The sequence below is a fragment of the Sphingomonas sp. PP-CE-1G-424 genome, from assembly GCF_004341085.1.
Lineage (GTDB): Bacteria > Pseudomonadota > Alphaproteobacteria > Sphingomonadales > Sphingomonadaceae > Sphingomonas.
The window spans coordinates 534,739-560,330 of sequence record NZ_SLXW01000001.1 but is presented as its reverse complement, the minus strand read 5'-3'; the positions used below and the strand labels follow the sequence as shown (position 1 = coordinate 560,330).

Below are 25,592 nucleotides of genomic sequence, written 5' to 3'. Positions count from 1 at the left end.
AACGCGCAATGCCGAACGAGGTTCGCAACCGACCGTTACCGGTCGCGCCGCCCCAGCAAGCGCAACCGCAGCGCGTTCAGCTTGATGAAGCCTTCCGCATCGCGCTGGTCGTAGGCGCCCTGGTCGTCCTCGAACGTCACGACCTTCTCCGAATACAGCGAGTTCGGCGATTTGCGGCCCACGACGTAGACGCCGCCCTTGTAGAGCTTCAGCCGGACGGTGCCCGACACCTTCGTCTGGCTGTGGTCGATCGCCGCCTGCAGCATTTCGCGCTCGGGACTGAACCAGAAGCCGTTGTAGAGCAGCTCGGCATAGCGCGGTGCGAGTTCGTCCTTCAGATGCGCGGCGCCGCGATCGAGCGTCAGCTGCTCGATGCCGCGGTGTGCGAGCTGATAGATCGTGCCACCGGGAGTCTCGTACATGCCGCGGCTCTTCATGCCGACGAAGCGGTTCTCGACGAGGTCGAGACGGCCGATGCCGTGGCGGCGGCCGTATTCGTTGAGCGTCGACAGCAACGTCGCCGGGCTCATGCCCTCGCCGTTGATCGCGACGCCGTCGCCGCGCTCGAAATCGACCGTGATGTACTCGGGGACATCGGGCGCGTCCTCGGGGTTCACGGTGCGCGAATAGACATAGTCGGGGACCTCGTCCCACGGGTTCTCGAGTACCTTACCCTCGGACGAGGTGTGGAGCATGTTCGCATCGGTCGAGAACGGCGACTCGCCGCGCTTGTCCTTGCTGACCGGGATCTGGTGCTGCTCGGCGAACTCGATCAGCTTGGTGCGGCTGGTAAGATCCCATTCGCGCCACGGCGCGATCACCTTGATGTCGGGAGACAGCGCGTAATAGCCGAGCTCGAAGCGAACCTGGTCGTTGCCCTTGCCAGTCGCGCCGTGGCTGACCGCGTCGGCGCCGACCATCTTGGCGATCTCGATCTGGCGCTTGGCGATCAGCGGCCGCGCGATCGAGGTGCCGAGAAGGTACAGCCCCTCGTACAGCGCGTTCGAGCGCATCATCGGGAACACGTAGTCGCGCACGAATTCCTCGCGCAGATCGTCGACGAAGATGTGCTCGGGCTTGACGCCCATCATCTCGGCCTTGGCACGTGCCGGCTCGAGCTCCTCGCCCTGACCGAGATCGGCGGTGAAGGTCACGACTTCGCAGTTGTACGTCTGCTGGAGCCATTTCAGGATCACGCTCGTGTCCAGGCCACCGGAATAGGCGAGTACGACGCGGTTGATTCCGGCGCCGCCGGCGGGGTTGCTCTGATCGGTCACGGGCAGGATCCTTCGGGCAATATCCAATGCCCGCGCCCCTATGCGCTGAGGCGCGTTCGCGCAACCGCTGGACGCCTGACACGCGTTAATGGCGCGTACAACCGAATCCCGCTATTCGCGCCGCACATCCAATGGAGTGTCCCGACCGTGCTACGCCAAAGCCTCACCCTTCTCGTTCTTGTCGGTCTCGCAACCCCGGCGCTCGCGCAGGAAACGCGCGCCTCGGCCGCCGCCAAGTTCAAGACCGAATTCGCCGCATCGGATACCAACAAGGACGGCGTCCTTACGCGCGCCGAAGTGCTGGCACGGATCGACAACATGAAGGTCGGGGCAGGGCGTCCCGATCCCGTCCATGCCAAGCGCCTCGCCGACCTGTGGTTCACGAGCGCGGACAAGAACAAGGACGGCAAGGTCACGCAGGCCGAAGCACAGGCGCTGCTCGCGGCGACGTTCGCGAAATACGACGCGAACCACGACGGCAAGATCGGCGGCGACGAACGCGCGGCTGCGAAGGCGCAGATCCAGGGGCCGCGTTAAAGCGCAACCGATCCCCCTCCCTGAAAGGGAGGGGTTAGGGGTGGGTAGGCCAATTTTGCGCGCGCCGCACACCCCAACTGGCCGACCCACCCCCAGCCCCTCCCTTCCAGGGAGGGGGGCAGGTCAGCCCTCGCGCAACGCCCGCTCGCCCTCGATCATGTAGTCGCGGGTCATCGGCAGCGCCATCCGGCTCTTCGACAACTGGATCTGGTAGTTGACCATCCCCCCGGTCCGGAACGCCGCCGCGGCGCCCGCCAGATAGAATGTCCACATCCGGTAGAACCGCTCGTCGTACAGCCCGACGATCGCATCCTTCGCCGCCACCGTCCGATCATACCATTGGTCGATCGTCAGCGCGTAATGGACGCGTAGCACCTCGATATCGGTCGGGAACATCCGCAGCCCCTCATACCCCTTCACGATCTCCGACAGCGCCGGATTATACCCGCCCGGGAAAATATACTTGGTCGTGAAGGTGTCGGTGACGCCAGGCCCGCCCATCCGGCCGATCGTGTGGAGCAGCATCACGCCGTCGTCCGTCAGCAGGTCGCGGCACTTGCGGAAGAACGCCTTGTAGTGCGCCGGGCCGACATGCTCGAACATCCCGACCGAGACGATCCGGTCGAAACTCCCCGTCAGCGCGCGGTAGTCGATCAGCTCGAACTTCACCTTGTCGGCGACGCCTGCTTCCTGCGCCCGCCGCCGCGCGACCTTCAGCTGCTCCTCGCTCAGCGTCACGCCGAGCACTTCGGCGCCGGTCTTGGCGTGCAGGTACAGCGCCATCCCGCCCCAGCCGCAGCCGATGTCGAGCACGCGCATGCCCGGCTGAATCGCCAGCTTGGCGGCGATGTGCGCCTTCTTGTCCGACTGCGCTTGCTCCAGGCTGTTGCTGGGATCGGTGAAGTACGCGCAGGAATATTGCCGGTCCGCATCGAGGAACAGGTCGTACAGCCGATCCGACAGATCATAGTGATGCGCGACGTTCTTCTTCGACCGGCGCGCCATGTTCACGCGGTCGACACGGTGCACCACCTTGTCGAGCAGCTTGATCGGCAGCGAGGGATTGAGCCCACCACCACGCTCCCACGGGCTGTTGCCCTTGAGCAGATTGACCAGGTCGCGGATGTCGCCGCGTTCGATCACCAGGCGCCCGTCCATGAACGCCTCCGCCGCGCCGAGCGCCGGGTGGCGGATGATCGCCCCCGCGACCCCAGGCTCGGTCAATCGGATCGTGACGGGGTTGTACGCGGGGTCGGGCTTGCCGAAATGCTTCGTGGTGCCGTTGGCATGGATGAGCGTGAGTTCGCCGGTTTTAACCTGCCGGGCCAGGAAACGATCGAAAAGAGCCATGCTGGGTTAGCTAATGACTGGTACGGAAATGCGCCACCCCTCGGCGCGCGTCAGATCCCCGCGTACCAGTCATAATCTACGTTATCTTCCCAATAGCCGCCCTTGCCCTTGCCGATCCCCGCGAGGCTGTCGACCGCGTCGATCGCCATGACGTATTTCGCGTGCTTGTAGCCGAGCTGGCGTTCGACCCTGAGCCGGACGGGCGCGCCGTGCGCGACGTCGAGCACCTGGTCGTTGAGCGCCCAGGCCAGGATCGTCTGCGGGTGGAACGCGTCGACCAGATCGACCGACTCGTAATAGTTCGCGCCGCGGTAGAGGTCGGCGCAGGTGAAGACGATATAGCGTGCGGTGTCGCGGATCTTCGCGGCGGTCAGCAGCGCGCCGAGCTTCGGCCCCTGCCATTTGCCGATCGCGCTCCAGCCCTCGACGCAGTCGTGCCGCGTGATCTGCGCCCGCGACGGCATCTGGCGGAGTTGCGGGAGCGACACCGACAGCGGGTTATCGACCAGCCCGCCGACCTTCAGCCGGTAATCCGCGAAGTTGTTGACGACCATCGCGGTATAGTCCGCGGTCCCCGGATTGCTCGTGCCGTTTGAGCGGAAGATCGGCGACATCTGCGCAGGGCTGAACTCGGGCGCCAGCGCGTTGCGGTTGGTCAGCGCGCGCTGCAATCCGCGGTTCATGTCCTCGCCCATGAACAGGATCTTCCGTGCCTCGGGGTTCGCGGCGATCTTGTCGCACCCGGTCAGCAGAACGCCCGCGCCGACCGCGGCGCCGGTGACGAGCGCACGGCGCGTGATGATCGTGCTCATGCCGCGTCCTCCTCAACATGCCTCGGCACGTGCCAGCGCCCGGTAATCATCGACCGCACCTCGTTCCACGTCCCCGCCAGGATCACCAGCGCCAGATGCGCGACAATGAACAGCACCAGCCCGGTGGCGGCGATGAAGTGGATCGAGCGCGCCGATTGCCGCCCGCCGAACACCTCCAGTAGCCACGGCCATGCCGCATCCATTCCCGGCGACATCGTTAGTCCGGTCAGGATCATCACCGGGATCAGCACGAAGATCGTCGCGACGTACGACAGCTTCTGGAGGATGTTGTACGCGCCCGGCCGCTTGGGATCGTGGAAGCGGAAGGCGAGATGTTCCTTCACGTCATGCACCACTTCGCGCGGCGAAAGCTCGGCGGCGCGCACGCGCAGATCGCGCTGGAAATGCTTGTTGACCAGGCTGACGATCATGAACCCGAGCAGCGCGAAGGCCAGCACCAGCGCGAACAACAGATGCCACCGCCGCGAAATGGCAAGGTTGTAGCTCGCCGGGATTGTCAGCAGGTTGAGCAGCGACACCAGCCAGCTCGGCCACTGGTCGAGCGTCGTCCACGCGGTGTCGAAATTCGCGCCGTACCGTCCCCAGTACAGCCGCGGATGCGCCTTGAGGATGCCGATCCCGCTGCCGATCATGATGAACATCGTCACCACCGTCACCCAGTGCCAGATGCGCGTCGCCAGTTTGTGGCGCTTGATAATCGGGATGGGTAGGGGATCGTTCATGCTCGACCTTCGCTCTAGGCAGTCGAAACGTTGCATAGCAGGGATAAGCGTATGACCGAATGGCATTCTTACGAGCCCGTGGACGGCCATCGCCTGCCGCACGATCCCCTGAACGCGATCGTCGCACCGCGCCCGATCGGCTGGGTCAGCACGCTGTCGGCGGACGGCGTCGCGAACCTCGCGCCCTATTCATTCTTCAACCTGTTCAACTACAGCCCGCCGCTGATCGGCTTCTCGTCGATGGGGTGGAAGGACAGCGTCGCCAATATCGAGGCGACCGGCGAGTTCGTCTGGAACCTGGTGTCGCGCGATCTGAGCGAGGCGATGAACACGACGGCTGCCAACGTCGCAGCCGACGTCGACGAGTTCGCGCTCGCCAAGCTGGAGATGGCGGCGTCGACCAAGGTGAAACCGGCGCGGGTTGCCGCGTCGCGCGCGCAGTTCGAGTGCAAGCTCACCCAGCTGATCCGCCTGGAAACCAAGGAAGGCCGCGAACTCGACCAGTGGTTGGTGCTAGGCGAGGCGGTCGCGATCCACATCGACGCCGGCATGCTGGAGGACGGCGTATACCAGACCGCCCGCGCGCAGCCGATCCTGCGCGGCGGCGGCCCTGCGGATTACTTCGAGATCACCGAAGACGCGCTCTTCAAGATGCGCCGGCCGGGCTGAGCGAGGCAAGCGTGTTCACCCGCGAAGGCGGGTGCCCAGACTGGGTCCCCGCCTTCGCGGGGAAACATCGTGGTTCAGGCGTACGCTCGGTAAAAAAACACCACCGTCGTCGTTGCCGTCACCAGCAGCGTCCACCCGCGAATCACCCCGTCGGGCAGCTTCCGTCCGAACCGCGCGCCGAAATACCCGCCGACCACGCCGCCCGCCATCATCGGCAGGCACAGCGCCCACGCGACCATGCCGGTCGCCGCGAACACGATCGTCGCGGCGGCGTTTGCGGTCGCCAGCATCAGCGTGCGCGGCGCGGCTAGCTTGGCGGGCGAGGCGCCGGCCAACAATCCCCATGCCGCCGTCAGCATCATCCCGACGCCGCCCCCGAAATAGCCGCCATAGATCCCCAGCAACGTCTGCGCGGCGATCAGCGAGCGCGACCCGATCGCGACGCGTGCGTGCAGCCAGGTCGACGCGGGCTTGCCGAACGCGATCGCGAGCGTCGCCATCAGCAGAAGCCAAGGCACGATCACGTCGAACGCGGTCGCCGGGGTGAAGAACAACAGCAGGCTGCCGACCAGCCCGCCGACGAACGTGATCCCCGCCAGCGTGCGGATACCGACGCCGCCAACCGGCCCGAGATCGCTGCGATACGCCCACGCGCTCGCCATCGCCGCCGGCTGTACCGCGACGTTGCTGGTCGCGTTGGCGATCGGCGAGGGCAGGCCGAGCGCGATCAGCGACGGCATCGTCGCGAAGCTGCCACCGCCCGCCAGCGCGTTCATCGCGCCGCCCAGCATTCCCGCCCCCGCCGCCAATCCCAGCGAACCGAGATCAGACAAAGGCGGCATCAGCCTCGGCAGCGGCCTCACGATCGATCTGCGCGCGGCTCTTCTTCTCCGACGCGGTCTTCAGCTGCCCGCACGCCGCATCGATGTCGCGCCCGCGCGGCGTCCGCACCGGTGCCGAAATCCCCGCGCCGAACACGATGCTGGAGAACGACTTGATCCGCTCGGGCGTCGAGCACTCGTATTGCGCACCCGGCCAGGGGTTGAACGGAATGAGGTTCACCTTCGCCGGCAGCTCGTATTTCCGCAGCAACCGCACGAGTTCGCGCGCATCGTCGTCGGAGTCGTTCTTGTCCTTCAGCATCACATATTCAAACGTGATGCGGCGCGCGTTGTTCGTGCCCGGATAGTCCGCACACGCCTGCAGCAATTCCTCGATGCCGTATTTGCGGTTGAGCGGGACGATCTCGTCGCGCACTTCCTTGGTCACCGCATGCAGCGACACCGCCAGGTTCACGCCGATCTCCGCCCCCGCACGCGCCATCATCGGCACCACGCCCGACGTCGACAACGTGATCCGACGGCGGCTGAGCGCGAGGCCCGCGCCGTCCATCACCAGCTTCAACGCATCGCGGACATTCTCGAAATTATACAGCGGCTCGCCCATCCCCATCATCACGATGTTGGTGAGCATGCGGCCCTCGGGCTGGCTCGGCCATTCACCCAGCGAATCGCGTGCAAGCATCACCTGCCCGACGATCTCGGCGGGCGTCAAATTGCGCACCAGCCGCATCGTGCCGGTGTGGCAGAAGGTGCAGTTGAGCGTGCAACCGACCTGGCTCGACACGCACAACGTGCCGCGATCCGCGTCGGGGATGAACACCATCTCGTAATCCTGCGCATCGTCCGACCGCAGCAGCCACTTCCGCGTGCCGTCGGTCGACACTTGAGCCTCGACCACGTTCGGCCGGCTGATCACGAAGCGCTGCTCCAGCCACGGGTGCATCGTCTTCGAGATATCGGTCATCGCCGAGAACTCGGTCGCGCCGCGATTGTAGATCCAGTGCCACAGCTGCTTGGCGCGCAGCTTGGCCTGCTTTTCCTCGAGTTGCGACGTCTCCAGCGCCATCCGCAGATCGGCTAGCGAGAGCCCGAGCAGGTCGATCCGTCCATCGCTGCGCGGCACGAAGCTGCGGGGAACGGGCACGGGGTCGATGTGCCCGGGAATAGGCATGAGGTTCGCGGCGGTCTGCATGCGCGAGCCCGTAGCGGAATTTTCGTGATTTTTCTACTGGCTGCGGGATGAGTCTGTAGGCCGTCCGTTGGATTCCATCCTTCGCCAGCAAGAACACCACCCAGGCGAAGGCCGGGGCCCAGTTGGGGGACGAAGATGGTGACGCTTAGCCCGTAGTTGCGACCACCTTTCCAACTGGGCCCCGGCCTTCGCCGGGGTGGTGCCGGTGGGCGGGGCTCGCCCGAAGTTTCAGCCCCCGCTACACGCCAACACGGCCGCATCGATTGCCGTCGCCGCGCCCGGTAGCGCGTACACATCCGCAAACGGCCGCCCGCCAACACCGACCGCCTCGACGCTCATGCTCCGCCCCGACCGCATCGCCGCCACGATCGCGCGATCACTTGGCGCATCGCTCGCCCAGGCATCCAGCCCGTTCGCCACCAAGGTGAACCGCCGCTCGCCCACCGTCAGCGTCACCCCGGCCGACCGATCGCGCTCGCGACTGAGCCGCACATACAAGGATGCGTGCAGGCCGCGCTTGGGCCACGTCGCAACGCTCGCAAATCCCGACGAACGCCCCCCCGCCATCACCGGCCGCGCGATCGCGAAACACCGCGGAGGCGAGGCATCGCAAAACGCGCCCCACCCTTGGTAGATGCCGATCGTGTCACGCGCCGCGGCGGGAGCCGCAATCGCGAGCATCCCCAACGCCAACACCAAACGCCCCAGAACTCCCCTCCCTGGAAGGGAGGGGTTGGGGGTGGGTAGGCCTGCTCGAGCCCCAACGGTTCGAACGCGCGGAAGCCGACCCACCCCCAACCCCTCCCTTCCAGGGAGGGGGGCAGAAGTGCTTGAGCCCGATGAGAGACCTTCGACCCACGCGAATTTCACGCCGGAGCGAATCCCGTACCCCGATGCGGCACCGTCGCCCGCCCATTCTCCACCAGCGTAACCGACCCCTGCGGCAACCCCTTCGCAACCGGCGCGCCGAGCAACGGATCGACCGCCGCCCCGGTCATCACCCCCAGCATAACCCGACTCGAAATCCCGTGCATGATCACCAGCCGATCACCCGCATCCTCCGCGGTATCCGCCAGCCACCCGCCGACTCGTGCCGCGATCTGCGCATAGGTCTCGCCATCGGGCGAAGGCTTTAACGTCCCACCCGGCAGCATCACCGACCCGACCTCGTCGACGACGTCCGCATAATAGCGCCCGCCCCACGATCCCATGTCGATCTCAACCAACCGCGGATCGGTCCGCGCATCATGCCAGTCCAGGTCCAGATGCTCGCAGATCACCGCCAGCGTCTGCAAGGCCCGCCCGGTCGGCGACGCCCAAAGCGTCAACGCCGGCTTCACCCCCAGCACACCACGCAACGCCCGCCCAAGCTCGTCCGCCTGTGCGAACCCAGCGCGCGTAAGCGGCGTATGTGCGGCATTCCCCTGCAACCGGTGCGCCGCATTGAACACGGTTTCGCCGTGCCGCGCGACGAAATCGCGACCCTTGCGCACGGGCGGCTTTGCGCTTGATCGGGCGTCGCCTTCACCCTGCCGTTGGCTTGGAATCATAGCCCGCGTTTCAACCCCCTGTGGCGCAAAAGCAACGGATTTCCGCGTTTATCTGGGGTTCATGCAACGCCCGCGCGGTTGGTCCATTGGAGCGGTCCGCCCCGCGTACTGGGGCGCCAGATCAGTAAGGAGTAACCCCAATGCGTAAGCTCATCGCCGTCTCGCTGTTCGCCACCACCGCAGTGGCCGCACCCGCCCTCGCGCAGACCAACCCGACCTTCACCGGCCCCCGTGTCGAGGCCACGCTCGGCTACGACCACACCGGCGCCGGCAGCAGCGTGTCCAACAACAACGGACGGGACGACCAGAAGATCGACGGCCTGCTGTACGGCGGCGGCATCGGTTACGACATCGCCACCTCGAGCAACGTCGTGCTCGGTGCCGAAGCCGAGCTGACCGGCTCGACCGCGAAGAGCGACCGCAACGACTATACCAGCAACTTCGGCTATGGCCGCGTCAAGCAGGGCCGCGACATCTATGTTGGCGCGCGCGCAGGCTATGTCGTCACGCCGACCACGATGCTCTACGTCAAGGGCGGCTACACCAACTCTCAGCTGAACGTGCTCGCCGGCGATACCAGCCAGTCCACCGACACCAACTTCAAGCTCAACGGCTGGCGCGTCGGTGCGGGTGCCGAGCATGCGGTCGGCCCGAACAGCTACGCCAAGCTCGAATACCGCTATTCGAACTATGAGCGCGGCAACATCGATTATGCGAACGGCGGCACCAGCGGGCGGTTCGACGTCGACACCGATCGCCACCAGGTCGTCGCAAGCTACGGTTTCCGCTTCTGATCGCTTTAACGCGACGTTTACCGTGATCAAAGAAGGGTCGGGGCGCTTGCTCCGACCCTTTGTTGTTGGGTAAGCCATCTGCGGATTGCCCCCAGCCCCGAGTCCGGCTGTGGCGGCGGGGGGAAATTTGATGAAGGCGACGATCGAACGCGCAACGCTCCTCAAGGGGCTGAGCCATGTCCAGTCCGTGGTGGAGCGGCGCAACACCATCCCCATCCTGTCGAACGTGCTGATCGAGGCGACCGCCGAGGGCACGCTCAAGCTGATGGCAACCGACCTCGATCTCCAGATCAACGAATCGATCGCAGCCGCGGTCGACCAGCCCGGCGCGACCACGGTGTCCGCGCACACGCTGTTCGACATCGCGCGCAAGCTGCCGGAAGGCTCGCAGGTCCAGCTCGCCGCGTCGGAAGGCCGGATGAGCATCGTCGCAGGCCGCGCCCGCTTCTCGCTCGGCACGCTGCCGCGCGACGATTTCCCCGTGATCGCCGAGGGCGAACTGCCGACCCAGTTCGAGCTGCCCGCCGAGACGCTCAAGCAGATCATCGACAAGACCCGCTTCGCGATCTCGACCGAAGAGACGCGCTATTACCTCAACGGCATCTTCCTCCACGTCGCCGACGGCGACAGCTCGACCCCGGTGCTGAAGGCCGCCGCGACCGACGGCCACCGTCTCGCGCGAGTCACGCTGCCGCGTCCCGAGGGTGCCGAATCGATGCCCGACGTGATCGTTCCGCGCAAATGCATCGGCGAGCTCCGGAAACTGCTCGACGAGGTCGACGGCTCGGTCGGCGTCTCGCTGTCGCCGACCAAGATCCGCTTCGACCTCGGTCAGGCGATCCTGACCTCGAAGCTGATCGACGGCACCTTCCCCGATTACAGCCGCGTGATCCCGACCGGCAACGACAAGATCCTCAAGATCGACCCCAAGAGCTTCATGGAAGGCGTCGACCGCGTCTCCACGATCGCGACCGAGAAGACGCGTGCGGTGAAGATGGCGCTCGACCGCGACAAGATCACGCTGTCGGTGACCTCGCCCGAAAACGGCACTGCGGCGGAGGAAGTCCCCGGCGAGTACGTCGCGCTGCCGTTCGAGATCGGCTTCAACAGCCGCTACCTGATGGACATCCTCGCGCAGATCGACGGCGACATGGTCGAGGTGCACCTCGCCGACGCCGCCGCCCCGACGCTGATCCGCGAGAACGACAAGTCGCCCGCGCTGTACGTGCTGATGCCGATGCGCGTGTGATTCGGTCTGCCTGTCGCGCCGTGGTATAGCGGCGCGACAGGCAGGAACCGGATCATGGACTCGATCAACATCGCGGATCTGAAAGACGAACTGGGCACGCTCATCGACCGGCTCGAAGCGGGCGAAGCCGTGCAAATTACGCGCAACGGCCAGCCCTTCGCCCGCGTGACCCCCGAGGCGCCGCCGTTGCCACGCCGCAAGCCCATCGACGTCGACGCGCTCGAAGCGCTGGCGAAGTCGCTGCCTTACGATCCGACATCTGCACGTGACTTGGTCCGGCAGATGCGCGACGAATCGCGGTATTGACCCTCTACTGCGACACGGCGGTGATGGTGTCGGCCTTCACCGCCGAGGCGCAAAGCGAGGACGTACGCGCATGGCTATCGCGACGGTCTGATACTCTGGCGGTCAGCCATTGGGTCATCACTGAGTTTTCCGGTGCGCTTGCGATGAAACGACGATTGGGCGTCATCGACACCGCTGGTTGGAACGGTGTGATGAAGGCGTGGCAACGGTTTTGCGCCGGGGAACTTCACGTGGAGTCGGTCACCGAAACCGATTTGCGTTGGCGGCAACGTTGCTCGATCGCGGTGATCTGAAGCTGCGCTCCGGAGACGCCCTTCACCTCGCGATCGTCGTAGCGCGCGGTTGGTCCTTAGCGACACTCGATCACGACCTTACGCAGGCGGCCACGCAAATGCGCGTCGACGTAGATACCGTCCTCGATTGACTCCTCGCCCGCGGCTCAATACTAACAGCAATGTCAGTAAGGAGTCGACTCGATGGCGAAGCTTCCTCCGTTTCCCGGTACGACCGGTCGTCGCGATTGGCGTACGGCGTTCGATGCGATCAAGAAATTGCTCGCGAACGGCGACGACACGACACAGGTGTTCCGGATCATGCGCGCGCTGAACGTCGGCAATGCGCCGATGAACTACGCGCGGTTGATCGCTACCGAGCAGGGCGGGCGGATCGCCTATGACCGCGTTGAACTGGCACAGCGTTTCTCCGACCCCGCGTTCGTCGCGAGTTTCGCGCCCGGCACGGTTGGGGCGGCGTACCGCAATTTCCTCGAGACGACGGGCTATTCCGCGGACGGTCTGGTCGAGGTCTCGCGGCTCGTGCCGTCCGAGGACGACCTGGCGCACCCCTATGCGTGGTTCGGCCGGCGGGTACGCGACACGCACGATATCTGGCACGTGCTGACCGGCTACAAGGCCGACGAGAGCATGGGCGAAGCGGCGCTCGTCGCGTTCAGCTATGCGCAGGTCGGCGGGCTTGGCTGGGCGCTGATCGGCTCGGCCGCGGCGCTGAAGAGCATCCGCGTCACCGGCAGCAAGCTGTTCGCGAAGGCGGTCTGGGAAGGCTATCGCAACGGGCGGAAAGCGAAGTGGGTGTCGGGTGAAGATTATCTCGAACTGCTTCACGAACCGCTGGAAGCCGCGCGCCAACGCCTCGAGATCGTCACGCCCGTCGCGTATCTGCGAGCGCAGCGCGAACTCGGACCGGCGCTCGCATCGTATCTCAGCACGCAGAAGGCGGCGACCGCGGCGGCCGCACCGGCAATCGCGCCGGAGCGGATCGCCGCCTGAGGGAAGGCTGATACGGCGAGGCGATCGTCGCTGGCGGGGTGTCGGATCAAAATGCCCCCCCCACCTCCTCCCGTTCGTGCTGAGCGAAGTCGAAGCAAGGTAGCTTGAGCCTAGCCCTTCGACTTCGCTCGCGGCGAACGGAAAAGGGCGATGCAATCGGTTTCGAAACTGCTCTAAGGCCGAGGCAATGCTGTCGCGCCTCGTCCTCACCGATTTCCGCAATCACGCCGACCTGACGCTGGCGCCGGGACCAGGGTTCGTCGTGCTGACCGGCGAGAACGGCGCGGGAAAGACGAATATCCTCGAAGCGGTGTCGCTGCTCGCCCCCGGCCGCGGGCTGCGGCGCGCGGCGCTGGGCGAGATGGCGCGGCAAGGCGGGGCAGGGGGCTTCGGCGTAGCAGCCACGCTGTTTCCAGATCGCTCGCAGAAGAACGCAGGAGAATCCCCCTCCCGCTTGCGGGAGGGGTCAGGGGAGGGCGCGACGTACGTACTGGCGTCCGCTCCCGAGGAAAGCGCGCCCCTCCCGCAAGCGGAAGGGGAGTTAGAAGAGGGCGAGACGCAGCCGGGCAACGCACCCGCAGTCGGCGAAGTAGACGTCGCAACCGGCACGCTGGCCTCCGCCCCGGAACGCCGCATCGTCCGCATCCAGGGCGCCACCACTACCGCCAATGCGCTCGCCGAGTGGCTCACGATCCTCTGGCTCACCCCCGCGATGGACCGCCTCTTCGTCGCCCCCGCGGGCGAGCGCCGCGGCTTCCTCGACCGCCTCACGCTGGCGCTCGCCCCGAGCCACGCGCACCACGCCGCCCGCTACGACGCGGCGATGCGCGCGCGAAACCGCCTGCTTGCCGACGAAGGCCGCCCGGACGGTGACTGGCTCTCCGCACTCGAGGCGCAGATGACCGAGCACGGCGCCGCGGTCGATGCCGCCCGGCGCGAGACCGTTACTCTGCTCGGCACGAGGCTTGCGCATCAGGACGACGGCCCGTTTCCGCGCGCCAGCCTGACACTCGAAGGCTGGTCCGGCGACACCACGCGCCTGCAAGCCGACCTCGTCCAGGGCCGCGCGCGCGATGCCGCCGCCGGGCGCACGCTCAGCGGGCCCCACCGGGTCGACCTCATCGTCACGCACCTCGACAAGGACCGCGCCGCGTCGCTCGCCTCGACCGGCGAGCAGAAGGCGCTCCTGCTCGGTATCGTCCTCGCCCACGCCGACCTCGTCGCGGAACGCACCGGTCAGCCCCCCGTCCTCCTCCTCGACGAAGTCGCCGCGCACCTTGATCCCGCTCGCCGCGGGGCGCTGTTCGCCCGGCTCGCAGGCCGCGGCCAGGTGTGGATGACCGGCACCGAAGACGCGCTGTTCGATGCGATCGGCGCCCAGGCAACACGGATCGCGGTCGGGCGTTAGGCTGAACGCGCGCTGTCGAGCAGGCTCACCGCGCGTTCAAGCGGGCGCGGGCAAAGCTCCGTCCATCGAAGACACGGAGAGACCAAGATGACCCGGAATTTCACGCGCGCAGCCCTCGGCGTCCTGATGGTCGCAGCAACCACCGCTCCCGTTTTCGCGCAAGTCCGCGACGGCGGACGGCCAGAGGGGCGTTACGATATGAGCCGCGCCCCCTGGTCGCGCCCCGGCTATCGTCTGGAAGGCGCAGGCGTGCCGGTGCTCTTCCCCGAACTGCGCAATACGCGGCGCGGCATTGCGTTCGTGATGCCGAACTTCGATGCAAACGGCGATGGCCGGATCAGCCGCCGGGAGGCCGAAGACGCCAACCGTGAATTCGCGCGCATCGCTGGCCCCCGCCGCGACCGCTTCGACTGGGACGCCTATGGCCGTGACCCGGGCGGCTATCGCGGCGACACGACTGTAGTCGAGACCACCACGACATGGGATCGCGGCGCGATGCGCAACTACGGCTTTCGCCAGACCCCGCGCGGCGCGACGCTGACGCTGCAGGAGGACGTGCTGTTCCGCACCGACAGCGCCGTGCTGCGTCCCGGCGCGATCGAGAAGCTACGGCCGCTCGCCCGCTATTTGCGCGGCAACCCCGGCGTCCGCGTCGCGATCGACGGCTTCACGGACTCGCGCGGCACGGACGCGCATAACCAGGACCTGTCCGAACGTCGCGCGACGAGCGTCCGCCAGGCGTTCGACGATATGGACGTGGTGCGCGCGCGGTTCAGCGTCGTCGGCCACGGCGAGAACCAGCCCGTCGCGACCAACGCAACGCCGGCCGGCATGCGCCTCAACCGCCGCGTCGAAGTCACGCTGCTCGGCCAACGCGCCGACCGCTTCTGAAGCCGGACTCCCTCGCCCCTCCGGGGAGAGGGAAGGGGCCCGCGGCACTTGCCGCGGGAAGGGAGAGGGGAGTGAGGCTCGGGCGCGCACCCCAACTCCCCCTCACCCTCCCGTCGCCTACGGCTCCTCCTTCCCTCTCCCCAAGGGGAGAGGGACAAGCCCGCCTCCTCTAGATTACACCACCCCGGCGAAGGCCGGGGCCCAATTGGGGGACATTGCTGACGAAGTGCAGTTCGTCCTTACCGCGACCTTTCCAATTGGACCCCGGCCTTCGCCGGGGTGGTGCTACCTTCGCCGACGCGGTGCTAGGGTGCGCGCGCTGTCCTACACAGCCCACCCCTGTCACCATCCCCGCATGGCGCTCCCAACCCCCTCGAAACCGACTCGCCCGACCCTCGAAGTGCACACTCGCCGCAAAACGCTCCGAGCGTCTGCACTTCCTGCACTTCCGGCGCGGCGTGCCCAGCCCCCGCAGGCCATTTCGCTTCCGTTTCGGCCCTCGAATGCCTATATACTCGGCATGGCATCCAACCCCGAAACCAACAATCCCAACCTCCCGAACATGGGCGACTATGGCGCGGACTCGATCAAGGTCCTGAAGGGCCTCGACGCGGTCCGCAAACGCCCCGGCATGTACATCGGCGACACCGACGACGGTTCCGGCCTCCACCACATGGTGTTCGAGGTCAGCGACAACGCGATCGACGAGGCGCTGGCGGGGCATTGCGACCGGATCGACATCGTCCTCAACGCCGACGGATCGGTTTCCGTCACCGACAACGGTCGCGGCATCCCGACCGGCATCCATACCGAGGAAGGCGTGTCCGCAGCCGAGGTCATCATGACCCAGCTCCACGCCGGCGGTAAGTTCGAGAACACCTCGGACGAGAACGCGTACAAGGTCTCGGGCGGCCTGCACGGCGTCGGCGTCTCGGTCGTCAACGCGCTCAGCGAATGGCTCGACCTGACGATCTGGCGCAACGGCGAGGAGCATTACATGCGCTTCGCATTCGGCGATGCGGTCGCGCCGTTGAAGGTCGTCGGCCCCGCCACCGAAGGCCAGAAGGGAACGCGCGTCACCTTCTTTCCGTCGCCCGCCACCTTCAAGATCACCGATTTCGACTTCGACAAGCTCGAACATCGTTACCGTGAGCTCGCCTTCCTCAACTCGGGCGTCCGCCTGTTCCTGAGCGATGCGCGCAGCGAAGAGCGCAAGACCGTCGAGCTCTATTACGAAGGCGGTATCGCCGCATTCGTGAAGTATCTCGATCGCGCCAAGCTTCCCCTTATGCCAGAGCCGGTCGCGATCAGCGGCACGCGCGACGACGTCACGATGGACGTCGCGCTGCAGTGGAACGACTCGTATTACGAGAACGTCCTCGCCTTCACGAACAACATCCCGCAGCGCGACGGCGGCACGCACATGGCCGCGTTCCGCGCCGCGCTGACGCGCACGCTCAACAACTACGCCGAGAAATCCGGGCTGTTGAAGAAGGAAAAGGTCCAGCTCACCGGCGAGGACATGCGCGAAGGCCTGACCGCGATCGTCTCGGTCAAGCTGCCCGATCCGAAGTTCAGCAGCCAGACCAAGGACAAGCTCGTCTCGTCCGAAGTCCGCCAGCCCTTGGAAAGCCTGATGGCCGACAAGATGGCGGAGTGGCTCGAGGAAAACCCCGCGCACGGCAAGGCGATCGTCGCCAAGATCATCGACGCCGCCGCCGCGCGCGAAGCCGCCAAGCGTGCGCGAGAACTGACGCGTCGCAAGGGCGTGATGGACATCGCCTCGCTCCCCGGCAAGCTCGCCGACTGCCAGGAGCGCGATCCCGCTAAGTCCGAGCTGTTCCTGGTCGAGGGCGACTCGGCAGGCGGCTCGGCAAAGCAGGGCCGTGATCGCCATTTCCAGGCGATCCTCCCGTTGCGCGGCAAGATCCTCAACACCGAGCGCGCCCGCGAAGACCGGATGCTGTCGAGCCGCGAGATCGGCACGCTCATCACCGCGATGGGCACCGGCATCCGCGACGACTTCAACGCGGACAAGCTGCGCTACCACAAGATCGTCATCATGACCGACGCAGACGTCGACGGCGCGCACATCCGCACGCTGCTGCTGACGCTGTTCTACCGTCACATGCCGAAAATCATCGAGGGCGGCTATCTCTACATCGCCCAGCCGCCGCTGTATAAGGCGACCAAGGGCCGGTCCGAGGTGTACCTCAAGGACGATGCGGCGCTGGACGAATATCTCGTCGATGCGGGCGTCAATACGATGGTGCTCGACGGTCCCGGCGGCGGTCGTTCGGGTCGTGACCTGAAGGATCTGGTCGATCACGCGCGCCGGATGCGGACGCTGATGCGCTATGTTCCGAAGCGCTACGATGCCGGGATGATCGAGGCGCTGGCACTCGGCGGCGTGTTCGACCCCGAGGCGTCGGTCGAGGACCGGACGTCGCGGCTGCAGGTCGTCACGCACCGTCTCGAACTCGACGACGGCGATGCCCGCTGGACTGCGGTGCTGACCGAGGACGGCGGCATCCACTTCCAGCGGGCATGGCGCGGCGTCACCGATCACCATATCATCGAGGCCAGCTTCCTGGTGTCGGCCGAGGCGCGCAAGCTGCACGCACTGTCGGGCGAACAATCCGAGAGCTACGCCCACACCTCGAACCTCGTCCCCGCGAGCAAGGCCTCGCAAGCCGAAGAGCCCGAGGCCGAGGAGGGCGCGGAAACCGGTGCCGGCGTTATCGGCTCCGCCACCGTCGTCGCGACACGCGGCTCGACGCAGGTCTCGCGTCCGAGCCACCTGCTCGACGCGATCCTGACGGCAGGGCGAAAGGGCCTCGCGATCCAGCGCTACAAGGGTCTCGGCGAGATGAACGCCGAACAGCTCTGGGAAACCACGCTCGATCCGTCGGTCCGCTCGATGCTCCGCGTCACCGCGGTCAACGCCGAAAGCGCGAACGAAATCTTCACGCAGTTGATGGGCGAAGTCGTCGAACCCCGCCGCGAGTTCATCCAGGACAACGCGCTCAACGTCGCCAACCTAGACGTCTGATCGCGGAACATCGAGGGTCCAACCGCGCTTGAACGCCATCTATCAATGGAGTGATACGCATGGCCGAAGACCGGTTGGACATCGATATGAAGACCCTCGAGGACAATAGCGACCTGCGTCAGGTCGAGTTCGAGGGAGAAGTCAGCGAAGAACGCTATCAGTTCGCGGTACAGTACGACGTGCTCGAAGCTTTGAGCACGGTGGCACCCGAGGGTGATGCGGTGGCGATCTTCCGGCAGCATCTCGACGAGATCGCCGATCTCGGCGTCGTCGCGCTGGCCCGCGATCCCGATCAGGAGATCGTCGTGATCAGTGAGAACGATCTGGACTGACAATGGCCTGAGGCGCGGCCTTGCGGGCGTGCCGGCCTCGCCAGAAGCGGATCGCGGCGATCAACACCGCCGCGACCGCGACCAGGATCGCCACGCCGACGAGCTTCTGCTTCGGCATGACCTTGTCGACCAGCTGGATCAATCCGTCGCCGAACACATAGCCGATAGCGGTGAAGACCACGCCCCACACCAACGCGGAGATTGCGTTGAGCACCACGAAGGTGCGTGCGGGAATATGCGAGGTACCGATCGCGATCGGGCTGATCGTCCGCAGCCCGTACAGGAATCGGAAGCCGAGGATGAATATCGTCGGATGCCGGTCGAGTGTGTCGAGTGCCTTGGCGAAAGCGGGTTTCTCGGCGATCCGGCGGACCCGCTTGGTGTCGCGGTAATGGCGACCGGCGAAGAAGAAGAGCTGATCCGCAAAGAACGACCCGGTCACCGCCGCCGCCGCGCTGCCGACCAAGGGCAACATATGCTGGTGCGCGAGCAGCCCGCCGGTGACGACGCTGGTTTCGCCTTCGAACGCGGCGCCGAGGAAGATCGCGGCGAGGCCGTATTGCGAAATGAAGCTTTCGATCGACATCCGCCGCCCTTGCCGGACCGCACCGGGTTTGGCCAGCCGTCGCTATCGGCCGAGATAATCCATCTTGCCGATCGGCACGCCACGCATCCGCAACAACGCATAGGCCGTTGTAATGTGGAAATAGAAATTGGGCAGCACGAAGCCGAGCACGTAGCTTCGGCCGGTGAAATCGACGCTGCCGCCCGACGTGACCAGTGTAACGGGGGCGTCTTCCTTGCCGTCGATCGCGGCGCGGGGAACGGTGTCGAAAAACGCCAGCGTCGCAGCGATACGCTGCTGGAGCGCGGCGAAGCTGGCCTCATCATCGGCCATCGCGAGATTGGGAATCCCGCCGATCCGCACCACCGCGCCCTTGGCGGTGTCGCTCGCGCGCTGCACCTGCGCAGTCAGCGGCGCCATGTCGGCGACCAGACGGGTGTCGAGCACGTCCGCCTCGGCGATGCCGTGCTCGCGTGCGAACGTCTCGCCGGCGGTCAGGATGGCCGAGAGGCTGGCAAAGCCGCGGCGAAAGGCGGGGACGGTGAGGTCGTAGAGGCTGGTCATGCGCGAAGGCTAGGCGCACTATTCTGGCGGGTCGAGCAGGAACGCGGCCAGTGCGTTCCACGCGGGTTGCTTGGCCGCGAGCCCGACGGTGTGGAGCGGACTGCTCGAAGGGAGCGCGACGATCTCCGCGCCGATAAAGTCTCGGCCTAACAGCATCATGCCCTGCTTCAGCGCGGTGCCGCCGTTGAACGCGATCGCACGGAGATGGGGTAGGGTGGCGACGAGGCCAGCGATGTCGTTGCCCTCGATATCGGCGATCGCCGCGTCGGTGCTGCCCGCGCGGCGGGCCGATCCGATCACGTCCCACAGCGCGACTCGGCGCGCGCGCAAGGTGGCGAGGCGATCGTCATAGCCTAGCGCGGCGAGATCGCGACCGACGACGGGCGACATCAGTTGCCAGAACTGGTTCTGCGGATGCGCATAATAACGCTGCGCGGCGAGGGAGCGGTCGCCGGGGAGACTGCCGAGGACGAGCAGGCGCGCGTCGGGGGCGGCAATCGGGGGGAAGGAGTGCTTGAGGGGCATAGGGTGTCTTTAATGAGGATAGCTCTCCGTTCGACAACCCCGATCCGTCATCCTGACGAAAGTCAGGATCCAGGGCCGCGAAAGTCACCGTTCGTAACCCTGGGTCCTGACTTGCGTTAGGATGACGGGCTGAGCACTGCGGATCGCTTTCGCATCCGTCCCTCCGGTCTTTGATCCCCACAGGCAAATCAATCCGCCACCAAACCCCGGTGATTGCGCATAATCCCGCATGCGTCCTATCACACACCCATGAAGATCATGCTCTCCGCCAGCCTCGCCGTGCTCGCCTTTGCGAGTGCCCCCGCCGCCGCCCGGCAACTCACCATCGACGACGTGACGATGCTCAGCCGCGTCGGTGCGCCGACCGCGTCGCAGGACGGGCATTGGCTCGTCTGGGCACAGCGCGAGACCGATCTGGCCGCGGACAAGGGGCGCTACGATCTCTGGCGACTCGACCTGACCACGCCGGGCGCGGCGCCGGTGAAGCTGCTCGCCGATCCGCAGGTCAACGAGAACGACCCGCAGATCGTCGGTTCGACCGTGTATTTTACATCGGACAAGGGCGGCGAGGATGCGGTCTGGTCGGTGCCGGTAACGGGCGGCACGCCGCGCAAGCTGACGAGCTTCAAGGGTGGGTTCAGTGGCTTCAAGGTCGCGCCAACCGGCGACAAGTTGCTCGTCTGGGCGGATCGCAAGCCGGGCGCGCCGAGCCTCGAGCCGGCGATGGTGAAGAAGGATCCGAACGCAGGCGCCGGGCGAACGTACGACCGGCTGTTCGTGCGGCATTGGGATACGTGGGCGGACGGCACGCGCTCGCAGCTGTTCGTGTTGCCGCTGACCGCCGCGGGTGCGACCGGGAACGGCGTTCCGCTGGTCGGCGCGTTGATTGGCGATACGCCATCGAAGCCGAATGGCGGCGGCGAGGAAGTGTCGTGGAGCCCGGACGGCCGCACCGTCTATTTTGCGTTGCGCGAAGCCGGCCGGATCGAAGCGCTGTCAACCAATCTCGACATCTTCTCGGTGCCCGCGGACGGCTCAGCGGCGCCGGTGAACCTGACTCCGGCGAACAAGGCGACCGACAACCTCCCGACCGTGTCGCCCGATGGCCGCACGCTTGCATACTTCGCAATGCGCCGGCCGGGGTTCGAGGCGGATCGCCAGGTGCTGACGCTGCGGGATATCGCCAGCGGCAAGACGGTGTCGCTGACCGAGCGCTGGGACCGGTCGGTCGGCTCGATCGCGTGGGCGCCGGACTCGAAGTCGCTCTACGTGACCGCGGACGACACGCAGGAGACGCCGCTGTTCCGTGTCGATGCGACCAGCGGCGCGGTCACGCGGCTGACGCAGGAGGGTCACGTCAGCGCGGTCGCGATCACGCCGCGGGGGCCTGTGGTGGCGATCGACAGCCTCACCGCACCCGCCGATTTCTACCGCGTCGCGGGCACCGGCACACCGCAGCGGCTGACCCAGGTCAACGCCGCCAAGCTCGCCGGGATCGACATGCCGACGGTCACGCGGTTCAACTTCAAGGGCGCGAACGCGGACACCGTCTGGGGCTATGCGGTAAAGCCGTACGGTTCCACCGGCAAGGTGCCGATCGCGTACATGGTCCACGGCGGCCCGCAGGGATCGAGCAACAACAGCTGGTCGTATCGCTGGAACCCCGCCGTGTTCGCGGGCGCGGGCTACGGCCTGGTCGCGGTCGATTTCCACGGGTCGACCGGCTACGGGCAGGGCTTCACCGACGCGATCAGCAACAACTGGGGCGGCTGGCCGCTCGAGGATCTGCAGAAGGGGTTGAAGGCCGCGACCGACAAGTTCGCGTGGCTCGATGCGGACAATGCGTGTGCGCTCGGCGCGTCGTACGGCGGCTACATGATGAACTGGATCGAGGGGCAGTGGCCCGATCGCTTCAAGTGCATCGTCCAGCATGACGGCGTGTTCGACGCGCGCGCGATGGCGTACGAGACCGAGGAGCTCTGGTTCGACGAATGGGAGCATGGCGGGAAGGCCTATTACGAGGACCCGCAGGCGTTCGAGAAATGGAACCCGGTCAATTATGTGGCGAAGTGGAAGACGCCGATGCTGGTGATCACCGGCGAGAAGGACTTCCGCATTCCGTACACGCAGGGGCTGGCGACGTTCACCGCATTGCAGCGGCGCGGGATCCCGTCGCGGTTGCTGGTGAACCCGGGGGAGAACCACTGGGTGCTGAAGCCGAAGAACTCGCGGCAGTGGTATGGGGAAGTGCTGGGCTGGATGGGGAAGTGGACGGCTAAGTAGGGGGCTAATCCTCCCTTAGGGGTACCACCCCGGCGAAGGCCGGGGCCCAATTGGAAAGGTCGAAGTAACGAAGGGCTGTCCGCCGTTACCTCCGTTCCCCAATTGGGCCCCGGCCTTCGCCGGGGTGGTGTTTTGTGGCGGTGGTAGCGCGTTACAACACCCGCGACATGTTTCCCCGCGAAGGCGGGGACCCAGACTGGGCTCCCGCCTTCGCGGGAGAACAAGGAAGGGCGGACAACGCTCTCCCGGTCAGTGCGCCTTCGGCTTCTTTACCGCATGCAAGCCCAGCGCGATGGCGCCGCCGAGGATCAACCCGACGATCCCCGAGAAGAACGCGTTCATCACCCAGTTTACCGCCCCCTTGGCAAACGGCACCGCATGCGAAGCCGCCTCCGCGGTGTCGTGGATCCAATGCGGCAAGGCGGTGAACCCGAACTCCTCGATCCCGTGAACGATGATCTGGCCACCAACCCACACCATCGCCGCGGTGCCGATTATCGACAGCGCCGACATTACCAGGGGCATGCCCTTCACCAGCCCACGCCCGATCGCCTGCACGACCGCGCTGCTGCGCTGCGCCAGATGCAGCCCGATATCGTCCATCTTCACGATCAGCGCGACCACGCCGTAGACGCCGATCGTGATGACGATCCCGACCAGCGCGAGCACGATCGCCTGCTCCCAGATCGGCTTGGTCGCCACGTCCGACAATGCGATCACCATGATCTCGGCGGACAGGATGAAGTCGGTGCGGATCGCGCCCGAGACCTTCTGTGCCTCGAGCGTCGCTGCGTCGACCGGCTCGGCGACGACCTCCTCGGCATGACTGCCGCCGAATGCCTCGAGGATCTTCTCCGCGCCCTCGAAGCACAGATAGGTGCCGCCGATCATCAGCAACGGCGTCAGCAGCCACGGTGCGAACGCGCTCAGCGCGAGCGCGGCAGGCAGGATGAAGACCAGCTTGTTGCGGAACGACCCCAGCGCGATCTTCCCGATCATCGGCAGTTCGCGCTTCGGCTCGAACCCGACCATGTAGCGCGGCGTGACGGCGGCATCGTCGACCACCACGCCGATCGCCTTGCTGCCCGCCTTGCCGGTGGTCGCGGCGATATCGTCGAGGCTGGCGGCGGCGAGCTTGGTGATCCCGGCAATGTCGTCGAGCAGTGCGACCAATCCTGTCGGCATCGATGGTGTCCTTCACTAGGCGCCAGTTAAGCAGGGGCGTTCATGCGCTCGGTAACGTGACAGGATTGTCATGCAACGGCTTTCGCACTTGCGGTAGTGCGTGGCGGGCGGAATGGTTGCAGCCACCGCGACCCAAGCGACAGGATCCGCTATGACCGACGACTTCATCACGAACCTGCCCAAGGCGGAACTCCACCTCCATATCGAGGGCAGCCTGGAGCCCGAACTCATGTTCGCGCTGGCCGAGCGCAACAAGGTCGCGATCCCGTTCAAGAGCGTCGAGGACGTCCGCGCGGCCTACAGCTTCACCAATCTCCAGACCTTTCTCGACATCTATTACGCGGGCGCAGCAGTGCTGCAGACCGAGGAGGATTTCCGCGATCTGGCGGTCGCCTATTTCGACCGCGTCGCGCAGGACGGCGTGGTGCATGCCGAGATCTTCTTCGATCCGCAGACGCACACGCATCGCGGCATACCCTTCGATGTCGTCGCGCGCGGTCTGTTCGCGGGGATCGACGAAGCGCAGGCGAAGCACGGCATGTCGGTCGGGCTGATCATGAGTTTCCTCCGCCATCTCGACGAGGAGGACGCGTTCAAGACGCTCGCGCAGGCGGAGCCGTGGCTCGACCAGTTCATCGGCGTCGGGCTCGATTCGTCCGAGGTCGGCCATCCGCCGTCGAAGTTCGCACGCGTGTTCGCGGCGTCGGCGGATGCCGGGCTGATGCTGTGCGCGCATGCCGGCGAGGAGGGCCCGCCCGCCTATATCCACGAGGCGCTCGACATCCTCCAGGTCGATCGGATCGACCACGGCAATCGCGCGCTGGAGGATCCGGCGCTGGTCGCCCGCCTCGCACGCGATGCGATGACGCTGACCGTGTGCCCGTTGTCGAACGTCGCGTTGCGCAACGTCGACAAGCTGGAGAACCATCCGATCGACCGGATGCTCGCTCTCGGCCTGCGCGCGACGATCCATTCGGACGATCCGGCGTATTTCGGTGGCTATATCGGCGAGAATTTCCGCCAGACAGCGCGGGCCAAGAACTTGTCTCGCGAGCAGGTCGTGACGCTCGCGCGCAACAGCTTCCTCGGCAGTTTCCTGGATGACGACGCGCTCAGCGGCCACCTCGCGACGCTCGACGCCTATGTGAAGGCGCATCCGTGATCGGGCGGTTCCTGGCGGTCTTCGAGCCGTTCATCCTGATGCTGCTCGGCACCGTCGTGCTGGCGAGCATCCTCCCGGCACGCGGCGAGATGGCGACGATCGTCGGCTATGCCGCGGATATCGGCATCGTCCTGCTGTTCTTCCTCCACGGCGCCAAGCTGTCGCGCGATGCGATCTGGGCGGGCCTGCGCAACTGGAAGCTGCATCTCGCGGTGCTGGCCATCACCTTCGTCGCGTTCCCGCTGTTCGGACTCGGGCTGACCGCACTGCCGTTCGTGACCGGGCCGCTCGCCGCAGGGCTGTTGTTCCTGACGCTACTCCCCTCGACCGTGCAGTCGTCGATCGCCTTCACCGCGATTGCGCGCGGCAATGTCGCGGCGGCGGTGTGCAGCGCGTCGTTCTCGAATCTGCTCGGTATCCTCGTCACGCCGGCGCTGGTCGCGCTGCTGATGAACACTTCGGGCAGTGGTGGCATCTCGATCGAGAGTATCGAGGCGATCGTCTTGCAACTGCTCGTGCCGTTCGTCGCCGGGCATCTATTGCGGCCGTGGATCGGCGCGTTGGTAACGCGCAACAAGGGCCTGCTGACCGTGGTCGATCGCGGGTCGATCCTGCTGGTCGTCTACAGCGCGTTCGGTGCCGCGGTGGTCGAGGGCCTGTGGACCAAATTGTCGATCGGCGACCTGATCCTGATCGGACTGCTGTGCGCCGCGCTGCTCGCCTTCGTCCTCGGGCTGACGTTTGCCGTTGCGCGGCTGATGAAGCTGCCCCGCGAGGATGCGATCGTGCTGCAATTCTGCGGTTCGAAGAAGAGCCTCGCGTCGGGCGTGCCGATGGCGGGCGTGCTGTTCCCGCCCGCGCAGGTCGGCGTGATCCTGCTTCCGGTCATGCTCTTCCACCAGTTGCAGTTGATCGCCTGTGCCATAATCGCGCGCCGCTATGCCGAGTCCGCGCCGCCGTCCTGATTCTGATCAATAGGCCGATTGCGAGGGTATTTGCTTTGTTCCGCAATGACCGC

Annotated in this window: 26 protein-coding genes; 14 read left to right on the top strand and 12 right to left on the bottom strand. The window is 66.0% G+C overall.

From position 1 onward, the window contains the following. Positions 1-35: 35 nt before the first annotated feature. Positions 36-1,277, bottom strand: a complete 1,242-nt coding sequence (locus C8J43_RS02540; protein WP_231420560.1) for an argininosuccinate synthase — start codon at positions 1,275-1,277, stop codon at positions 36-38. Positions 1,278-1,424: 147 nt separating this feature from the next. Between C8J43_RS02540 and C8J43_RS02535 the strand changes: the two genes are divergently transcribed. Next, positions 1,425-1,814, top strand: coding sequence for an EF-hand domain-containing protein (locus C8J43_RS02535; RefSeq protein ID WP_056054495.1), 390 nt, complete (start codon positions 1,425-1,427; stop codon positions 1,812-1,814). 123 nt (positions 1,815-1,937) lie between these two features. Here C8J43_RS02535 and C8J43_RS02530 read toward each other — a convergent pair whose 3' ends face one another. From C8J43_RS02530 to C8J43_RS02520, 3 genes are read right to left on the bottom strand one after another with little or no spacing between them, the layout of a single operon-like run. Beyond that, positions 1,938-3,164, bottom strand: coding sequence for a cyclopropane-fatty-acyl-phospholipid synthase family protein (locus C8J43_RS02530; RefSeq protein ID WP_133029595.1), 1,227 nt, complete (start codon positions 3,162-3,164; stop codon positions 1,938-1,940). A 50-nt stretch (positions 3,165-3,214) separates the two neighbouring features. Further along, positions 3,215-3,976, bottom strand: a complete 762-nt coding sequence (locus C8J43_RS02525; protein WP_133029594.1) for a molybdopterin-dependent oxidoreductase — start codon at positions 3,974-3,976, stop codon at positions 3,215-3,217. After that, entirely contained in the window at positions 3,973-4,719 is a 747-nt protein-coding gene (locus C8J43_RS02520) for a cytochrome b/b6 domain-containing protein (protein ID WP_133029593.1), read from the bottom strand. The genes C8J43_RS02525 and C8J43_RS02520 overlap by 4 nt, the downstream gene beginning before the upstream one ends. Before the next feature lie 51 nt (positions 4,720-4,770). On the opposite strand from C8J43_RS02520, the gene C8J43_RS02515 reads away from it, so the two are divergent. Continuing rightward, positions 4,771-5,388 carry a flavin reductase family protein gene (locus C8J43_RS02515; RefSeq protein WP_133029592.1) on the top strand — a complete coding sequence of 206 codons (618 nt, stop codon included), beginning with the start codon at positions 4,771-4,773 and terminating at the stop codon, positions 5,386-5,388. A gap of 74 nt (positions 5,389-5,462) precedes the next feature. Here the strand turns inward: C8J43_RS02515 and C8J43_RS02510 are convergent, their stop codons facing one another. The 4 genes from C8J43_RS02510 to C8J43_RS02495 all read right to left on the bottom strand — a co-directional run bounded on the left by C8J43_RS02510 (position 5,463) and on the right by C8J43_RS02495 (position 8,972). Next, positions 5,463-6,230: a sulfite exporter TauE/SafE family protein gene (locus tag C8J43_RS02510; RefSeq protein ID WP_133029591.1), complete on the bottom strand. Its 768-nt coding sequence runs from the start codon at positions 6,228-6,230 to the stop codon at positions 5,463-5,465. After that, complete coding sequence (rlmN, locus tag C8J43_RS02505) at positions 6,214-7,422, bottom strand: 23S rRNA (adenine(2503)-C(2))-methyltransferase RlmN (protein WP_133029590.1); 1,209 nt, start codon at positions 7,420-7,422, stop codon at positions 6,214-6,216. The genes C8J43_RS02510 and rlmN overlap by 17 nt, the downstream gene beginning before the upstream one ends. A 228-nt stretch (positions 7,423-7,650) precedes the next feature. Then, positions 7,651-8,103 (bottom strand): invasion associated locus B family protein, encoded by a 453-nt coding sequence (locus C8J43_RS02500; RefSeq protein ID WP_133029589.1) that lies wholly within the window; start codon positions 8,101-8,103, stop codon positions 7,651-7,653. 185 nt (positions 8,104-8,288) lie between these two features. Continuing rightward, positions 8,289-8,972 (bottom strand): histidine phosphatase family protein, encoded by a 684-nt coding sequence (locus tag C8J43_RS02495; RefSeq protein WP_133029588.1) that lies wholly within the window; start codon positions 8,970-8,972, stop codon positions 8,289-8,291. A gap of 140 nt (positions 8,973-9,112) precedes the next feature. On the opposite strand from C8J43_RS02495, the gene C8J43_RS02490 reads away from it, so the two are divergent. The 9 genes from C8J43_RS02490 (at position 9,113) to C8J43_RS02450 (ending at position 18,290) form a co-directional block, all read left to right on the top strand. After that, on the top strand, positions 9,113-9,766 hold the full coding sequence (locus tag C8J43_RS02490) for an outer membrane beta-barrel protein (protein ID WP_133029587.1): 654 nt from the start codon (positions 9,113-9,115) through the stop codon (positions 9,764-9,766). A 130-nt stretch (positions 9,767-9,896) separates the two neighbouring features. Beyond that, a complete protein-coding gene (gene dnaN, locus C8J43_RS02485; RefSeq protein WP_128455772.1) occupies positions 9,897-11,015 on the top strand; it encodes a DNA polymerase III subunit beta in 1,119 nt (372 codons plus the stop codon). A 54-nt stretch (positions 11,016-11,069) separates the two neighbouring features. Then, a complete protein-coding gene (locus tag C8J43_RS02480; RefSeq protein ID WP_107963060.1) occupies positions 11,070-11,321 on the top strand; it encodes a type II toxin-antitoxin system prevent-host-death family antitoxin in 252 nt (83 codons plus the stop codon). Positions 11,322-11,344: 23 nt separating this feature from the next. Next, the gene (locus C8J43_RS02475; RefSeq protein ID WP_133029586.1) at positions 11,345-11,614 is read left to right on the top strand and encodes a type II toxin-antitoxin system VapC family toxin; all 270 of its coding nucleotides are present in this window, start codon (positions 11,345-11,347) and stop codon (positions 11,612-11,614) included. A gap of 183 nt (positions 11,615-11,797) precedes the next feature. Next, positions 11,798-12,607 (top strand): Coq4 family protein, encoded by an 810-nt coding sequence (locus C8J43_RS02470; protein WP_133029585.1) that lies wholly within the window; start codon positions 11,798-11,800, stop codon positions 12,605-12,607. A gap of 187 nt (positions 12,608-12,794) precedes the next feature. Then, positions 12,795-14,015 carry a DNA replication/repair protein RecF gene (locus tag C8J43_RS02465; RefSeq protein WP_133029584.1) on the top strand — a complete coding sequence of 407 codons (1,221 nt, stop codon included), beginning with the start codon at positions 12,795-12,797 and terminating at the stop codon, positions 14,013-14,015. 87 nt (positions 14,016-14,102) lie between these two features. Continuing rightward, a complete protein-coding gene (locus tag C8J43_RS02460; protein ID WP_165899528.1) occupies positions 14,103-14,906 on the top strand; it encodes an OmpA family protein in 804 nt (267 codons plus the stop codon). A 520-nt stretch (positions 14,907-15,426) separates the two neighbouring features. Continuing rightward, the gene (gyrB, locus tag C8J43_RS02455; RefSeq protein WP_133029583.1) at positions 15,427-17,958 is read left to right on the top strand and encodes a DNA topoisomerase (ATP-hydrolyzing) subunit B; all 2,532 of its coding nucleotides are present in this window, start codon (positions 15,427-15,429) and stop codon (positions 17,956-17,958) included. A gap of 86 nt (positions 17,959-18,044) precedes the next feature. Then, positions 18,045-18,290: a DUF1488 family protein gene (locus C8J43_RS02450; RefSeq protein ID WP_259466884.1), complete on the top strand. Its 246-nt coding sequence runs from the start codon at positions 18,045-18,047 to the stop codon at positions 18,288-18,290. On the opposite strand, the gene C8J43_RS02445 is transcribed toward C8J43_RS02450, so the two are convergent. From C8J43_RS02445 to C8J43_RS02435, 3 genes are read right to left on the bottom strand one after another with little or no spacing between them, the layout of a single operon-like run. Further along, positions 18,268-18,876: a DedA family protein gene (locus C8J43_RS02445; RefSeq protein ID WP_133029582.1), complete on the bottom strand. Its 609-nt coding sequence runs from the start codon at positions 18,874-18,876 to the stop codon at positions 18,268-18,270. The two genes, C8J43_RS02450 and C8J43_RS02445, sit on opposite strands and share 23 nt — an antisense overlap. A 42-nt stretch (positions 18,877-18,918) precedes the next feature. Continuing rightward, entirely contained in the window at positions 18,919-19,419 is a 501-nt protein-coding gene (locus C8J43_RS02440; RefSeq protein WP_133029581.1) for a DUF1993 domain-containing protein, read from the bottom strand. An 18-nt stretch (positions 19,420-19,437) separates the two neighbouring features. Continuing rightward, positions 19,438-19,944 carry a DNA-deoxyinosine glycosylase gene (locus C8J43_RS02435; protein ID WP_133029580.1) on the bottom strand — a complete coding sequence of 169 codons (507 nt, stop codon included), beginning with the start codon at positions 19,942-19,944 and terminating at the stop codon, positions 19,438-19,440. A 249-nt stretch (positions 19,945-20,193) separates the two neighbouring features. Here C8J43_RS02435 and C8J43_RS02430 point away from each other — a divergent pair, with 249 nt between their 5' ends. Beyond that, complete coding sequence (locus C8J43_RS02430) at positions 20,194-22,227, top strand: S9 family peptidase (RefSeq protein ID WP_133029579.1); 2,034 nt, start codon at positions 20,194-20,196, stop codon at positions 22,225-22,227. A 249-nt stretch (positions 22,228-22,476) separates the two neighbouring features. Here C8J43_RS02430 and C8J43_RS02425 read toward each other — a convergent pair whose 3' ends face one another. Then, entirely contained in the window at positions 22,477-23,412 is a 936-nt protein-coding gene (locus C8J43_RS02425) for a DUF808 domain-containing protein (protein ID WP_133029578.1), read from the bottom strand. 151 nt (positions 23,413-23,563) lie between these two features. Between C8J43_RS02425 and C8J43_RS02420 the strand changes: the two genes are divergently transcribed. After that, complete coding sequence (locus tag C8J43_RS02420) at positions 23,564-24,574, top strand: adenosine deaminase (protein ID WP_133029577.1); 1,011 nt, start codon at positions 23,564-23,566, stop codon at positions 24,572-24,574. Next, positions 24,571-25,539 carry a bile acid:sodium symporter family protein gene (locus C8J43_RS02415; protein ID WP_133029576.1) on the top strand — a complete coding sequence of 323 codons (969 nt, stop codon included), beginning with the start codon at positions 24,571-24,573 and terminating at the stop codon, positions 25,537-25,539. The genes C8J43_RS02420 and C8J43_RS02415 overlap by 4 nt, the downstream gene beginning before the upstream one ends. Positions 25,540-25,592: the final 53 nt, after the last annotated feature.

Coding starts and splice junctions, on each gene's coding strand:
- C8J43_RS02525 (WP_133029594.1), bottom strand. CDS start 3,976: ATGAGCACGATCATCACGCGCCGTGCGCTCGTCACCGGCGCCGCGGTC.
- C8J43_RS02530 (WP_133029595.1), bottom strand. CDS start 3,164: ATGGCTCTTTTCGATCGTTTCCTGGCCCGGCAGGTTAAAACCGGCGAA.
- C8J43_RS02425 (WP_133029578.1), bottom strand. CDS start 23,412: ATGCCGACAGGATTGGTCGCACTGCTCGACGACATTGCCGGGATCACC.
- C8J43_RS02475 (WP_133029586.1), top strand. CDS start 11,345: ATGGTGTCGGCCTTCACCGCCGAGGCGCAAAGCGAGGACGTACGCGCA.
- gyrB (WP_133029583.1), top strand. CDS start 15,427: ATGGCATCCAACCCCGAAACCAACAATCCCAACCTCCCGAACATGGGC.
- C8J43_RS02420 (WP_133029577.1), top strand. CDS start 23,564: ATGACCGACGACTTCATCACGAACCTGCCCAAGGCGGAACTCCACCTC.
- C8J43_RS02520 (WP_133029593.1), bottom strand. CDS start 4,719: ATGAACGATCCCCTACCCATCCCGATTATCAAGCGCCACAAACTGGCG.
- C8J43_RS02515 (WP_133029592.1), top strand. CDS start 4,771: ATGACCGAATGGCATTCTTACGAGCCCGTGGACGGCCATCGCCTGCCG.
- dnaN (WP_128455772.1), top strand. CDS start 9,897: ATGAAGGCGACGATCGAACGCGCAACGCTCCTCAAGGGGCTGAGCCAT.
- C8J43_RS02490 (WP_133029587.1), top strand. CDS start 9,113: ATGCGTAAGCTCATCGCCGTCTCGCTGTTCGCCACCACCGCAGTGGCC.
- C8J43_RS02445 (WP_133029582.1), bottom strand. CDS start 18,876: ATGTCGATCGAAAGCTTCATTTCGCAATACGGCCTCGCCGCGATCTTC.
- C8J43_RS02435 (WP_133029580.1), bottom strand. CDS start 19,944: ATGCCCCTCAAGCACTCCTTCCCCCCGATTGCCGCCCCCGACGCGCGC.
- C8J43_RS02480 (WP_107963060.1), top strand. CDS start 11,070: ATGGACTCGATCAACATCGCGGATCTGAAAGACGAACTGGGCACGCTC.
- C8J43_RS02500 (WP_133029589.1), bottom strand. CDS start 8,103: ATGCTCGCGATTGCGGCTCCCGCCGCGGCGCGTGACACGATCGGCATC.
- rlmN (WP_133029590.1), bottom strand. CDS start 7,422: ATGCAGACCGCCGCGAACCTCATGCCTATTCCCGGGCACATCGACCCC.
- C8J43_RS02430 (WP_133029579.1), top strand. CDS start 20,194: ATGAAGATCATGCTCTCCGCCAGCCTCGCCGTGCTCGCCTTTGCGAGT.
- C8J43_RS02460 (WP_165899528.1), top strand. CDS start 14,103: ATGACCCGGAATTTCACGCGCGCAGCCCTCGGCGTCCTGATGGTCGCA.
- C8J43_RS02450 (WP_259466884.1), top strand. CDS start 18,045: ATGAAGACCCTCGAGGACAATAGCGACCTGCGTCAGGTCGAGTTCGAG.
- C8J43_RS02465 (WP_133029584.1), top strand. CDS start 12,795: ATGCTGTCGCGCCTCGTCCTCACCGATTTCCGCAATCACGCCGACCTG.
- C8J43_RS02495 (WP_133029588.1), bottom strand. CDS start 8,972: ATGATTCCAAGCCAACGGCAGGGTGAAGGCGACGCCCGATCAAGCGCA.
- C8J43_RS02440 (WP_133029581.1), bottom strand. CDS start 19,419: ATGACCAGCCTCTACGACCTCACCGTCCCCGCCTTTCGCCGCGGCTTT.
- C8J43_RS02510 (WP_133029591.1), bottom strand. CDS start 6,230: ATGCCGCCTTTGTCTGATCTCGGTTCGCTGGGATTGGCGGCGGGGGCG.
- C8J43_RS02470 (WP_133029585.1), top strand. CDS start 11,798: ATGGCGAAGCTTCCTCCGTTTCCCGGTACGACCGGTCGTCGCGATTGG.